This window comes from Solibacillus sp. GQ1 (genome assembly GCF_059758555.1).
In genome coordinates, this window is the sequence record NZ_JCAXEX010000004.1 from 186,637 (window position 1) to 199,443 (window position 12,807).

Consider the following 12,807-nt stretch of genomic DNA (forward strand, 5'->3'; position numbering starts at 1 on the left):
CTCCTTAATTTCTAACAGTCTTTTTCATGTGGTAAAACTGTGTCCGGGAAAATCTCTGTCGGGTATTTACCAGTAAAGCATGCGACGCAAAGTCCGCCATTTTCATCTTCAAACGGGCGGTTCGTTGCACGGACCATACCTTCCAGCGATAAAAATGTTAGTGTGTCTGCTTCAATTGCTACTCGTATATCTTCCACACTATGGCTTGATGCAATCAGCTCTTCATGTGTCGACGTATCGATTCCGTAATAACAAGGATCCGTCATTGGAGGGGAAGAAATCACAACATGTACTTCTGCCGCCCCTGCTTCTTTCAGCATGCGTACAATGCGTCTCGATGTTGTACCGCGTACAATTGAATCATCTACCATTACAACACGTTTTCCTTTAACAACTTGAACTACCGGTGATAGTTTCATTTTAACACCACGTTCGCGAAGCTCCTGTGTCGGCTGGATAAAAGTACGTCCAACATAGCGGTTTTTAATTAAACCAAGCTCGTATGGAATACCGCTCGCTTCAGAAAATCCGATTGCTGCAGAAATGGACGAATCAGGAACTCCTGTAACGACGTCCGCTTCAATATGGGAACATTCTTTTGCGAGTTCTTTCCCCATGCGTTTACGGGCCATATGGATATTTACTTCATCAATATTTGAATCAGGACGTGCAAGATATACATATTCCATCGCACACATTGTTCGCTTGTCCTTTTCAACATAGCTGTCGACCTCAAGACCATTATTTGAAATGATCAATAACTCGCCAGGTTCCACTTCACGTACGTATTCCGCACCGATTAAATCAAATGCACATGTTTCAGAAGCAACTACATATGAATCACCCAGCTTTCCAAGTGAAAGCGGTCGTAAACCATTTCGGTCCCGAGCCACAATCATTTGGTCATTCGTTAATAAAATAATAGAGAATGCGCCTTTTAATAACGACAATGCTTCTTTCACTTTTGAACGAAATGGTGAGTGTTTTGATTTTTTAATGAGATGTACAACAACCTCTGTATCGGAAGTCGAGTTGAAAATACTGCCAGAGCGCTCTAAAAACTGTTTTAAATGTGTGGCATTCACTAAGTTCCCATTATGGGCAATTGCCAGTGAGCCAGTTGAAGAACGGAATAACAATGGCTGGACATTTTCCAGTCCTTTGCCGCCTGCTGTTGCGTATCGTACATGCGCAATTGCTGCGTGCCCTACTACTTTACGTAATTTATTTTCATTGAACACGTCATTTACGAGACCTTCACCACGTACAGCCTGAAGCTGATTACCGTCGGTTGTGACGATACCAGCTCCTTCCTGTCCACGATGCTGTAATGCGTGTAAACCGTAATAACTTAAGTGGGCCGCATCCTGGTTACCCCAAATGCCAAATACACCACATTCCTCATTTAAGCCTCTGATTTCAGCAAGCATGGAATTGCTCCTTTCCAGGCAGAACGGAATTCCTCCACAGTACCTTCAACAAGTACACCAGTTTCGCCGCTAATTTTAATATTCGCGTCGTCTGTTACTGTACCGATTTTTTGTGCGTCTTTTACGATTGTTTCAAAACCTTCTGCATGTTCAGCTTTCACTGTTAATACAAAGCGTGATTGTGATTCAGCGAACAGAGCCGTTGTTGCAGAACCTGTTAATGCTACGTCCAAACCTAAACCTTTTGCAGCGAAAGTTTTCTCCGCTAATGCAACCGCAACTCCGCCTTCAGAAACATCATGCGCTGACTGAACAAGTCCCGCTTGAATTGCTTCCAAAATAGATTGTTGACGTGCCGCTTCTACTGTTAAGTCGATTGAAGGTGCTTTGCCAGAAATGCCGCCTTCCACTAACTTTTGTAATTCAGAACCACCGAATTCTGTTTTTGTGTCACCGACTACGTACACAACATCACCGGCAGCTTTAACTTCCTGTGTTGTAACATGCGCTAAATCTTTTACTAATCCAACCATACCGATTGTTGGTGTTGGGTAAACCGCTTCGCCTGAACGCTCGTTGTACATTGATACGTTACCGCCAATAACTGGTGCATCTAATGCTAAACAAGCCTCTGCAATACCGTCAGCCGATTTTTGGATTTGCCAGAAGATTTCAGGCTTTTCCGGATTACCGAAGTTTAGGCAGTCTGTAATCGCAAGTGGTTGTCCGCCTGAACATACGATGTTACGCGCTGCTTCAGCAACAGCAATTTTTCCGCCTGTTGTAGGGTCTAGGTAGATATAGCGAGCATTACAGTCTGTCGTCATCGCCAACCCTTTATTTGTACCGCGTACACGTAATACTGCAGCATCCGAACCTGGTGCTACCACCGTATTTGTACGTACTTGGTAGTCATATTGATCATAAACCCATTCTTTTGAAGCGATTGTCGGCGCTTTTAAAAGTGCTGTTAACGTTTCTTTATAATCTGTTACGTTTGGTTCTGTATTTTCCATTGCCTGATATGCTGCAAAGTAAGCTGGTTCAGCATCCGGCATATTGTAAACCGGTGCGTCTTCAGCAAGCGCGTCTGCAGGCACCTCTGCTACCACTTCACCTTTGTGCAGTAAACGAAGCATTTTGTCTTCTGTCACTCTTCCTACTGCTACCGCATCAAGATCATATTTATCGAAAATCGCTTTAATTTCATCTTCACGACCTGCTTTTACAACGATCAGCATGCGCTCTTGAGACTCTGATAACATCATTTCATACGCTGACATGTTTGTTTCACGTTGAGGAACTAAGTCCAAGTTCATCTCTACACCAGTACCAGCTTTAGAGGCCATTTCTGCTGAAGATGAAGTAAGACCTGCAGCACCCATATCTTGAATACCAACTAATGCATCTGATTTTACAACTTCCAGACAAGCTTCAAGAAGTAATTTTTCCATGAACGGATCCCCAACTTGTACTGCCGAACGACTTTCTTCAGTATCTTCTGTCAATTCTTCAGAAGAGAATGTTGCACCGTGAATACCGTCACGACCTGTTTTTGCACCAACGTACATTACAGTATTTCCTACTCCTGCAGCAATACCTTTTTGGATATCCTTATGATCGATTAATCCGACACACATTGCATTTACAAGCGGATTTCCTTCGTAACACGGATCAAAACCAATTTCGCCGCCTACTGTCGGAATACCGATACAGTTTCCGTAACCTGCAATACCAGCAACAACTTCTTCAAATAGATATTTACCGCGCGCTGATTTCAACTCACCAAAACGTAAGGAGTTCAGCATAGCAATTGGACGTGCACCCATTGAGAAAACATCACGGATAATTCCGCCTACACCTGTTGCAGCACCTTGGTATGGTTCAATCGCAGATGGATGGTTATGTGATTCCATTTTGAAAACGACCGCCTGCTCATCACCGATGTCAACAATACCGGCACCTTCACCAGGACCTTGCAGTACTTGAGGACCTTTTGTCGGGAACTTGCGAAGTACCGGCTTCGATTTTTTATAAGAGCAGTGCTCAGACCACATCACCGAGAAAAGACCTGTTTCTGTCCAGTTTGGAATACGACCTAACTTTTCAATTGCCAAGTCAAATTCCGCATCTGACATCCCCATGTCTGCATAGAGACGTTTTTCCTTAATTTGCTCTGGTGTTGGTTCGAAATTAGTTGTTAACATGCTGTTCCCTCCACTGCTTCACAATTGATTTAAATAGTTTAAGACCGTCTGCGCCACCAACGATTTCATTTGCAGCACGCTCTGGATGTGGCATCATGCCGAGTACATTGCCTTCTTTATTGATAATTCCTGCGATATCCGCTAAAGAACCGTTCGGATTTTCACCCTCATATGTAAAGACAATCTGGTTATTGGCTTGTAAAGAGGCTAATGTTTCGTCATCACAGTAGTAGTTACCTTCACCGTGCGCGATCGGAATATTGATTACTTCTCCCTCTTCATATCCGTTTGTAAATAATGTGTTGTTGTTTTCAACTTTCAGCTGTACTGTACGACACATGAATTTCAGGTTTTTATTGCGGATAAGAGCTCCTGGTAACAGCTCTGCTTCCGTTAAAATTTGGAATCCATTACAAACACCTAACACTGGTTTGCCTTGTGCTGCAAACTCTTTTAGAGCCGACATAATGTTTGATTGGTTTGCCATTGCGCCACAACGTAAATAATCTCCATATGAGAAACCGCCAGGCACTAATGCCCCGTCAAATCCGTCTAGACTTGTAGCTGTATGCCAAACATATTCTACTTCTTCACCTAACTCGTCCTTAATCGCATGAAACATGTCGATATCACAGTTAGACCCCGGGAAAACGAGTACTGCAAATTTCATCGTATTATGCCTCCTCAACTTCGTAACGGTACTTTTCAATCACCGTGTTCGTTAATACTTTTTCGCACATTTCTTTCACGATTGTGTTGATATCACGGTCAGTATCTTCGATTGTAACTTCCAAATACTTGCCGATACGTACGTCAGAAACTTCACCATAGCCGATTTTTTGCAATGAGCCTTGAACTGCAGAACCTTGTGGATCCAGGATGCTTTCTTTTAATGTTACATATATTTTAACTTTCTTCATGAGTTAGTTGCCTCCAAGTTTTTGTAATATAATCTCATATACTTCCGTTAGATTGCCTAAATCACGGCGGAATACGTCTTTATCAAGCTTTTGCTTTGTACTAGAGTCCCATAAACGACAAGTGTCAGGAGAAATTTCATCGGCAAGTAAAATATTGCCGCCTTTATCACGACCAAATTCCAGTTTGAAGTCGACTAGCGTTACACCAACAGCAGTAAAAATCGGTAGCAGCACTTCATTCACATGCAGTGCCGCATTATACAGCTGTTCTACTTCCATTGGTGTTGCGATATTCAGCACATCAATATGCTCTGTTGTAATCAGCGGATCACCTAATGCATCATCTTTATAGTAAAATTCGACGATCGGACGCTTTAGTGGAGTACCCTCATCCAAGCCTAGACGTTTTGCCAGGCTGCCTGCAGCAATATTGCGTGTAACAACTTCGATTGGAATAATTTCGACTTTACGTACAAGCTGTTCGTTCGCTGAAAGCCTTTTTACGAAATGTGACTCAATTCCGTTTGCTTGTAACTTTTCGAAAAGTAACGTCGTAATTTGGTTGTTTAAATTTCCCTTTCCAGCAATCTCGGCTTTTTTCTCACCATTAAATGCTGTCGCACTATCTTTGTATTCAACAAAAAGTATTTCAGTATCTTCTGTTGTATATAATCGTTTTGCTTTCCCTTCATATAAAAGCTGGCCTTTATTCATGACGTATTCCTCCTGATTAATTGATTAGTTAGTTAAGACCTAAACGTTCGAAAATCAAATCAACATTCTGAATATGGTAGTTGTAGTCAAAGCAGTCTGCAATTTCTTCCGGTGATAGATGCGCTGTGATTTCTTCACTCGCTTCCACAAGCGGACGGAACTGTGTTTGCTCATCCCAAGCTCGCGCTGTTAATGGCTGAACCGTATCGTACGCCTCCTCACGTGATAATCCTTTGTCGATTAACGCAAGTAAAATACGCTGTGAGTAGATCAGACCAAATGTACGCTCCATATTGCGTTTCATATTGTCAGGGAATACAGTTAAGTTTTTCAAAATATTACCGAAACGATTTAACATATAATTTAATGTAATTGTGGCATCCGGAATAATGACACGTTCAGCTGAAGAATGGGAAATATCACGTTCATGCCATAAAGCTACATTCTCATAAGCTGTCAGCATGTAACCGCGCATCAATCGTGCCATACCTGTCATATTTTCAGAGCCGATTGGGTTTCGCTTATGCGGCATAGCAGAAGAACCTTTTTGCCCTTTCGCAAACCCTTCTTCCACTTCACGTGTTTCAGATTTTTGCAGTCCGCGGATTTCTGTCGCAAACTTTTCAATAGATGTAGCGATTAATGCCAATGTAGAAAAGTATTGTGCATGACGGTCACGCTGTAATGTCTGTGTAGAAATTGGTGCAGCTGCTAATCCAAGATGTTCACATACATAGCTTTCCACACGCGGGTTAATATTGGCATATGTTCCGACAGCACCGCTCATTTTACCTGTTTCAATTACTTTTGCGGCTTCTTCAAAACGTACTAAGTTACGGCGCATTTCTTCAAGCCATAATGCCAGCTTTAAACCAAATGTTGTCGGTTCTGCATGCACACCGTGCGTACGTCCCATCATTACTGTAAATTTATGCTCTTTCGCTTTTTCAGTCAGAATAGCGATGAATTGATGTAAATCTTTCCGTAAAATTTCATTCGCCTGTTTGATTAAATATGATAGTGCTGTATCTACAACGTCCGTTGAAGTTAAACCGTAGTGTACCCATTTCTTTTCATCACCAAGTGCAGGTGTTTCCGAAACAGCTCGTGTAAATGCTACTACATCATGACGTGTTTCCTGCTCAATTTCATAAATACGATTGATATCAAATGATGCATTTGCACGTAATTTTGCTACATCCTCTTTTGGAATTTCACCAATTTCAGCCCAGGCTTCACAAGCTAAAATCTCTACTTCAAGCCATGCTTTAAATTTATTTTCTTCAGTCCAAATTGCACCCATTTCAGGACGTGTATAGCGTTCTATCATAAATCTTCTCCTTTTACTCCGGCCAGATACCAGAGTCTTTAATTTGTTGTAATGCTGTATTTATATCATCTGTCATGATTGTGACATGACCCATTTTTCGATTTACCTTTGCTTCTGATTTCCCGTACAAATGTACTGACCAGTCAGGAAACTTCGAAATTGAATTTGTTAATGGAACGACATGCTGACCAAGTACATTCACCATAATCGATGGCGCCCACAGTTTTGGTTTACGTAGCGGCCACCCGCATACTGCACGAATATGCTGAGTAAACTGTGAAATATTGCATGCCTCAATCGAATAATGGCCTGAGTTATGCGGACGTGGTGCGCATTCGTTAATTACGATACTGCCATCTTCAAGGACGAACATTTCAACTGCCAATGTACCAATCAGTTGTAGTGAATCCGCAATTTTTAGAGCAGCTTCCTCAGCTAATTGTGCTGTAGACTGTTCGATACGTGCCGGCACAATCGTTTCATGTAAAATATGATTTATATGAATGTTTTCTCCGACAGGCAAGCAGTAAGTTTCACCGTCTCCATTGCGTTGAACGATGACTGAAATCTCTTTTGTAAATGGAACAAAGCCCTCTGCAATACACTGTGAATATGCAAATAATTCTTTTGCTAACGGTAAGTCCTCAGCAGATTTCAATAACTGCTGGCCTTTCCCGTCATAACCGCCCCGTGCTGTTTTTACGATACATGGGAAGCCGATTTTTCCGATGTCCTCTTGAAGCTGTTCATATGTAGAAGCGACAATATATGGCGCAACCGGACAGCCTGCATCAACAATCATCTGCTTTTCTGTTACACGATTTTGTGTAATGCGCACAAGCTCTGCACCTTGAGGAACATAGGCCATTTGTGTTAAACGCTTTAAGCCATCGTAATCGATGTTCTCAAACTCATATGTTATGACATCACTTACTTCCGCCAGCTCTTCCAATGCTGCTTCATCATCGTAAGCTGCGACAATTCGTATGTCTGCCACTTGCCCACAAGGCGAATCCATTGTTGGCTCCAGTACTGCGATTTTATAGCCGGCTTCTTTTGCCGCAACTGCCATCATACGACCAAGCTGACCACCGCCGATAATGCCGATTGTTTGTCCAGGGTAAATCATTTTCGTCACGTTAAGTCACCTGTGCTTTCCAAAACTTGAGCTTTTGTCGCTTCACGTCTTGCCTCAAGCTTTGCAGCAAGCTCCTGATCAAACGCTCCTAAAATTTGCGTTGCAAGCAGGCCCGCATTTGTTGCTCCTGCCTTGCCGATTGCTACAGTTGCGACAGGTACACCACCTGGCATTTGGACAATCGATAATAGTGAATCGAGTCCGTTTAGCGCACGTGACTGTACAGGTACCCCTATTACAGGTAATGTCGTTTTTGCTGCTACCATACCTGGTAAATGAGCTGCTCCACCAGCCCCTGCAATAATTACTTGAATACCGCGTCCACGTGCAGCTTCCGCATATTCAAACATTAAATCTGGTGTGCGATGTGCTGAAACGACTTGCTTTTCATAAGGCACTTGCAGCTCGTCCAAAATGTCACAAGCATGCTTCATCGTTTCCCAATCACTTGAACTTCCCATAATAACGCCAATTTTCGGATTCATGAATTTCGCTCCTTTAAACATCTTCTCACTTGTTAAAAATCAATGTAAAAATCCTCAAATAAACTGCTCTCTACGCTCTACGCATGAGAAAGCAATCTACTTGAGGACTGAGCATTAAAAGTATATGTAGATAATTGCATTGCAATCCACATCCTTTATTCATCATACCTGAAGTTGCTTTCCCACATAGTCCGGTATTTACGGTGCCGGGTAGAGACACTAGAGCCATATTCTCTAGCATATATGAGGGATTAAATGTTTTTCCTGTTCACATTTTAACAAGGGTTACGAATAAAATCAACGTAAAAATGCGAACGATATTTTTAAAGCAAAAGATAATGTTCGGTTTTTAATCAAATCGCCGTTAATCTTCTATTAATATACCTTTAAATTGTATTTTTTGACGTAAGTAAACAGGTTCGCCATTTACCTCTTCAAATACAGGTTCTTCTCTTCGTCCAAATGGCATATAGCCATCTTTCTTCATTCTTTCAAGGCATTGCTCGATTGTTTCATTTTCTTCTACTTCATACCATACTTGCTTTTTAGCCAAAAAGGTCATCCTTCCACATGTAAAATATCGCTCTAACTATACCACGATATTTTTAGTACTTTCTAATAGAAAGATTTAATTTTGTGAACGATTTGTCACAACTGGAAAATAAAACGGAGCAATCACAAATTTCCAGTGATTGCTCCAGTTCATTTATTTTATATACTCCATTTGTTCTGTTAACTCCAGTATATCCTCAAATGTTAAGTCAGGATTTTCAATAATTATATTATAGCGTAAGCCCTCTTCATCCCATTGAAGTAATTTGAAAGTCTCCAAATCAATTTTAGATCCTTTTTGTCCGCGTACTTCAATTATCTCTTCATCTTCACCGATGGACTCCATTGGCTTGAAGATTGAAAGAGAAAATTGCTGCTCACCGTTTTTAGAATACGTTAACACAATCTCTCCAGTTTCCGCCATCCCCATATCTTCAATTCCTTCCAATGTGTAACCAAGTGATTCGGAGAAGATTAAAAAGGGGCCTAGCTTCTCGACAGCTTCCTGCTCTGTTAATTGTTCGATTGGCTGAAAAGGCTCAATTTTTACATTAGCATCTTCCGGAATGTCCAGAATAAATATCGAATCATCAATTTTACTGTTCGGTTCAAATTTTGTGAATTCAGAAGTTATTTTCATATCACCACTTACAGATATTGTCTTTAATGTCATCCATGTTTTTTTATCAACCCAAACTTCCATATCTCCAATAAGCGTATTTTGCTTTTTAGCTTTTGCGATTAAATGGTACGTTTCATGACCGGCAATCTTTTCTTCTTCACCAATCGTAATATCATGGGAATTTTTTATTTGTTCTAATGTACGTAATGCCTGCTCTTTTAACGTTGGTCGAACTAAGTTTTCCATGTCTGGACCGAGCTCAAAGATGATTGCTTCATTCATTGTTTTCGAATAGGATGTTATTGTTTTACCGTCGTTAACAGCAATTGATTCCTCTCCTGTGGAGTCAACCATCTCTACACGAGTCTTTCCGTTTTTCTCCCATTGCTTTGAAAGTATTTCGGTCCCGTCATCCATTGTCATTTTATATTCTCCATAAAAAGAATCAAGCTCAGACGTTTCCTGCATCGCCTGATCTAATATTTCCTGGGGTGAATAACTTTCTTCATTGCTGCATGCTGCCAAAGATAGCGTTAAAACTACTGCTGCTGAATAAATCAATTTTTTCATTTTATCCATTCCTCTCTTCTTCAATTGATGGTATCCATATGACAATCGCTAACTGATTTTGCTGTGCTCTAGCTGTAATTGTTCCATCATGCTTAGCTATAATTTGCTTTGCAATACTTAAACCGAGACCAGCCCCCCGCTCACCTATATGGCTTCGGGAATCATCAATCTGATACAGCGGTTCAAACATTTGTTTACACTCCTGTTCCGTTATCGCTGCACCGCTGTTTTGTACGACAATATAAACACCTTTTTCCGTAAAGCTTTCTGCTAATTTCCCTATACTCCACGAAGGCATATTTGATTTTTCAAATGCGGATACATAAATCGTTCCTCCAGGATTTGTATACGTCCATGCATTCGCGACAACATTATCGACAACGCGCATCAGTTGCTTCGGATTTACGAAATAACTTCCTTCCACTTTGACTTTCGTTTTTGCCTCAAACCCTTTTTCTCTACTAATCTGTTCATAGTCACCTAAAAGCATATCAAAAAACTCTTCACCATCGACTTTTACAAGTTCCAGTTCATATGTTGGGGATTGCAATAATGTCAACATCATTAAATCATCAAGCAACTGCTTCATATAGTCTGATTTGGACTGAATGATCTGCAAATATTCCTGATGATCCTTTTCAGAATGGTTCCCGTACCGTAAGCTTTCTGCATATGCTTGAATTGATGTTAGAGGCGTTTTCAAGTCATGAGACAGACTTGCAATCATAAATTCCTTTTGTTGCTGCTCCGATGCAAGCTTTTTTCGAGTCGCCGTAATTTCCTGCTGCATTAGCTGAAAGCTCTCGGTTAATTCCCCGATTTCATCCTTTGTTACAAGTAGCGGATTTGTTGCTTCATCCTTGGCGAAAGCACGCATTTGCTCCATTAGTCGTTTTGCCGGCTTATTGAGGCGTCTGTTTAGCAAATAGACAACCGACCCGTATATGAGCAGCATTATTGCAATTAAACTAATTATGACAAATAGGGATTTGGTATTTACTTGTTCCAGCCATTCTGAACGAACGAGCGCAATTTTGTATATACCCTTTATTTCTCCATCTTCATAAACAGGTTCTTTATAAACAAATGTCTTATAGTTTTGTTCAAATTCATACAGATTTTTATAAACCGTTCTTTTCGAATCAAAGCTGCTGAAAGTGTTAATAAAATTTGAAGAATAATAAATCTTTCCATTCGGACTGTACAGCGTAATCATCAACTGATCGGATGTCAGTTTCTCGATTTCCTTGTAATTCGCATTAATATTGTAAAGCGATGGATGATCCAATTGATCTTTTAAATCTGTAACTAATGCCCACTTTTCAAAATACTCATCAACATTTTTATCTTGGTAATATGCGTTAATCTTTACGTAAAGACCATACAATGCAAGTAACGGCAATATCATGACAAGCAAATACGTAAGTAGAAGCCATGATTTAATCTTCATACTTGTTCACCTATAAAGCGGTAGCCCTTTCCCCATACAGTTTGTATATAGTTAGGTGATTTTACAGGATCATGCAGCTTCTCACGTAATGCTTTAATATGGACCGTTACCGTATGTGTCTGGTCCAGCTCAACTTGGTGCCAAACAAGTGTATACAACGCTTCCTTTGTAAATAACTCGAATGGATTTTGTGCCAATACTTTCAGTAACGCAAATTCTTTTTGCGTCAAGTTAATTTCAGCATCTTCGATATAAACACGTTCTTTTACCCAATCGATTTTTAACCCATGTACATATGAAAACATATCTTCTGCTGCAAAGACTTTATTATATCGCTGCCATCGACGTAATTGAGACCGAACACGCGCTTTTAACTCTTCTAAAGAAAATGGCTTTGCCAAATAATCATCGGCATCTTGTAATCCTGTGACTTTATCCGTTTCATTGCTTTTTGCACTGATCATAATAATTGGGACATCACTTTGCATTCGAATATGTTCAATCATTGATAACCCATCCATTTCAGGCATCATCCAATCAACAAGTATTAAATCATAGTTTCCGGCAGAGAAATCTTCTAATCCTTCAATTCCTGTCGTTGCCCATGTTACTGCATAACCTTCCTTTATTAATGTGTCTTTAATAATTCGCGCAATTTCGCGGTCATCTTCCACTAAAAGAATTTGTTGTGCCATCATGTACGCCTCCTACAATCACTATAACAAGTAATTTTTCCGATAATTGTAACTTTATAAATCCTTTATATTTTATCTTACTTTGTATTGTCTGTTTAAAGATAGCCAAAGTTACCTTTCACAGTAAAGACGACCTTTCTAAAATGGGTTTTTATGTTAATATCAACTATATAATTTGTTAAAAGAGGTGTCGTAAAGAAATGGAAATTTTTTTTGAAAAGATGAACAGCAAGATGGCCACTGCAATTCTCGACTGGAATTATGAAGAGCCTTACGACTTTTATAATAATGAACAAACAGTGGAAGCTATGGAGGAATTACTGGATGGATCCTACTATGTAATTATTAATAAAAATAAAGAGGTAATTGGTTTTTTTTGTACCGGGAAGAGTGCTCGAGTACCTAGCGGAAATAAGTTTGATGTTTATAAGGAAGATTTAATTGATATGGGAGTCGGGATGCACCCCAATCTGGTGGGTCTAGGCAAGGGGTTCGAGTTTTGTACGTATATTATGAAATTCATTGAAGAAAGTTATCCAAGTAAATCGTTAAGATTAACCGTAGCAACGTTTAATGAAAGAGCCATTCATTTATATAAAAAGCTTGGTTTTGTTAAAGAAAATGAATTCAGCAATGACGTCACAAAATTCATGACCATGGTCAGAATATAATCGATTATAATGTATCTATTTAT

General features: G+C 40.1%; 13 protein-coding genes and 1 riboswitch. Of the genes, 1 reads left to right on the forward strand and 12 read right to left on the reverse strand.

What is annotated here, in order from left to right; genetic code table 11:
• Nucleotides 1–11 precede the first annotated feature (11 nt).
• The 12 genes from purF to AC6CH1_RS16325 form a co-directional block, all read right to left on the reverse strand.
• Nucleotides 12–1,430, reverse strand: a complete 1,419-nt coding sequence (purF, locus tag AC6CH1_RS16270) for an amidophosphoribosyltransferase (RefSeq protein WP_251690814.1) — start codon at nucleotides 1,428–1,430, stop codon at nucleotides 12–14.
• Complete coding sequence (purL, locus tag AC6CH1_RS16275; protein ID WP_427713019.1) at nucleotides 1,406–3,637, reverse strand: phosphoribosylformylglycinamidine synthase subunit PurL; 2,232 nt, start codon at nucleotides 3,635–3,637, stop codon at nucleotides 1,406–1,408. The genes purF and purL overlap by 25 nt, the downstream gene beginning before the upstream one ends.
• Entirely contained in the window at nucleotides 3,624–4,307 is a 684-nt protein-coding gene (purQ, locus tag AC6CH1_RS16280; RefSeq protein WP_251690816.1) for a phosphoribosylformylglycinamidine synthase subunit PurQ, read from the reverse strand. Before purQ ends, purL begins: the two co-directional genes overlap by 14 nt.
• Nucleotides 4,308–4,311: 4 nt before the next feature.
• Nucleotides 4,312–4,557, reverse strand: a complete 246-nt coding sequence (purS, locus tag AC6CH1_RS16285) for a phosphoribosylformylglycinamidine synthase subunit PurS (RefSeq protein WP_350478741.1) — start codon at nucleotides 4,555–4,557, stop codon at nucleotides 4,312–4,314.
• Between the two features lie 3 nt (nucleotides 4,558–4,560).
• Nucleotides 4,561–5,271 carry a phosphoribosylaminoimidazolesuccinocarboxamide synthase gene (purC, locus tag AC6CH1_RS16290; RefSeq protein ID WP_251690818.1) on the reverse strand — a complete coding sequence of 237 codons (711 nt, stop codon included), beginning with the start codon at nucleotides 5,269–5,271 and terminating at the stop codon, nucleotides 4,561–4,563.
• Nucleotides 5,272–5,299: 28 nt separating this feature from the next.
• On the reverse strand, nucleotides 5,300–6,601 hold the full coding sequence (gene purB, locus AC6CH1_RS16295) for an adenylosuccinate lyase (RefSeq protein ID WP_251690819.1): 1,302 nt from the start codon (nucleotides 6,599–6,601) through the stop codon (nucleotides 5,300–5,302).
• A gap of 13 nt (nucleotides 6,602–6,614) precedes the next feature.
• Entirely contained in the window at nucleotides 6,615–7,739 is a 1,125-nt protein-coding gene (purK, locus tag AC6CH1_RS16300; protein WP_251690820.1) for a 5-(carboxyamino)imidazole ribonucleotide synthase, read from the reverse strand.
• Complete coding sequence (gene purE, locus AC6CH1_RS16305; RefSeq protein ID WP_251690821.1) at nucleotides 7,736–8,224, reverse strand: 5-(carboxyamino)imidazole ribonucleotide mutase; 489 nt, start codon at nucleotides 8,222–8,224, stop codon at nucleotides 7,736–7,738. The genes purK and purE overlap by 4 nt, the downstream gene beginning before the upstream one ends.
• Nucleotides 8,225–8,391: 167 nt before the next feature.
• A riboswitch (purine riboswitch) is annotated at nucleotides 8,392–8,491 on the reverse strand.
• A 97-nt stretch (nucleotides 8,492–8,588) separates the two neighbouring features.
• On the reverse strand, nucleotides 8,589–8,777 hold the full coding sequence (locus AC6CH1_RS16310; RefSeq protein WP_251690822.1) for an NETI motif-containing protein: 189 nt from the start codon (nucleotides 8,775–8,777) through the stop codon (nucleotides 8,589–8,591).
• A gap of 153 nt (nucleotides 8,778–8,930) precedes the next feature.
• Nucleotides 8,931–9,968, reverse strand: a complete 1,038-nt coding sequence (locus tag AC6CH1_RS16315; RefSeq protein WP_498318516.1) for a LolA family protein — start codon at nucleotides 9,966–9,968, stop codon at nucleotides 8,931–8,933.
• A gap of 1 nt (nucleotide 9,969) precedes the next feature.
• A complete protein-coding gene (locus tag AC6CH1_RS16320; protein WP_498318518.1) occupies nucleotides 9,970–11,418 on the reverse strand; it encodes a HAMP domain-containing sensor histidine kinase in 1,449 nt (482 codons plus the stop codon).
• The gene (locus tag AC6CH1_RS16325) at nucleotides 11,415–12,113 is read right to left on the reverse strand and encodes a response regulator transcription factor (protein WP_251690825.1); all 699 of its coding nucleotides are present in this window, start codon (nucleotides 12,111–12,113) and stop codon (nucleotides 11,415–11,417) included. The genes AC6CH1_RS16320 and AC6CH1_RS16325 overlap by 4 nt, the downstream gene beginning before the upstream one ends.
• A gap of 200 nt (nucleotides 12,114–12,313) precedes the next feature.
• Between AC6CH1_RS16325 and AC6CH1_RS16330 the strand changes: the two genes are divergently transcribed.
• Entirely contained in the window at nucleotides 12,314–12,784 is a 471-nt protein-coding gene (locus tag AC6CH1_RS16330; RefSeq protein ID WP_498318520.1) for a GNAT family N-acetyltransferase, read from the forward strand.
• The last annotated feature ends 23 nt before the right edge of the window (nucleotides 12,785–12,807 follow it).

Coding starts and splice junctions, on each gene's coding strand:
- purF (WP_251690814.1), bottom strand. CDS start 1,430: ATGCTTGCTGAAATCAGAGGCTTAAATGAGGAATGTGGTGTATTTGGC.
- purL (WP_427713019.1), bottom strand. CDS start 3,637: ATGTTAACAACTAATTTCGAACCAACACCAGAGCAAATTAAGGAAAAA.
- purQ (WP_251690816.1), bottom strand. CDS start 4,307: ATGAAATTTGCAGTACTCGTTTTCCCGGGGTCTAACTGTGATATCGAC.
- purS (WP_350478741.1), bottom strand. CDS start 4,557: ATGAAGAAAGTTAAAATATATGTAACATTAAAAGAAAGCATCCTGGAT.
- purC (WP_251690818.1), bottom strand. CDS start 5,271: ATGAATAAAGGCCAGCTTTTATATGAAGGGAAAGCAAAACGATTATAT.
- purB (WP_251690819.1), bottom strand. CDS start 6,601: ATGATAGAACGCTATACACGTCCTGAAATGGGTGCAATTTGGACTGAA.
- purE (WP_251690821.1), bottom strand. CDS start 8,224: ATGAATCCGAAAATTGGCGTTATTATGGGAAGTTCAAGTGATTGGGAA.
- AC6CH1_RS16315 (WP_498318516.1), bottom strand. CDS start 9,968: ATGAAAAAATTGATTTATTCAGCAGCAGTAGTTTTAACGCTATCTTTG.
- AC6CH1_RS16320 (WP_498318518.1), bottom strand. CDS start 11,418: ATGAAGATTAAATCATGGCTTCTACTTACGTATTTGCTTGTCATGATA.
- AC6CH1_RS16325 (WP_251690825.1), bottom strand. CDS start 12,113: ATGGCACAACAAATTCTTTTAGTGGAAGATGACCGCGAAATTGCGCGA.
- AC6CH1_RS16330 (WP_498318520.1), top strand. CDS start 12,314: ATGGAAATTTTTTTTGAAAAGATGAACAGCAAGATGGCCACTGCAATT.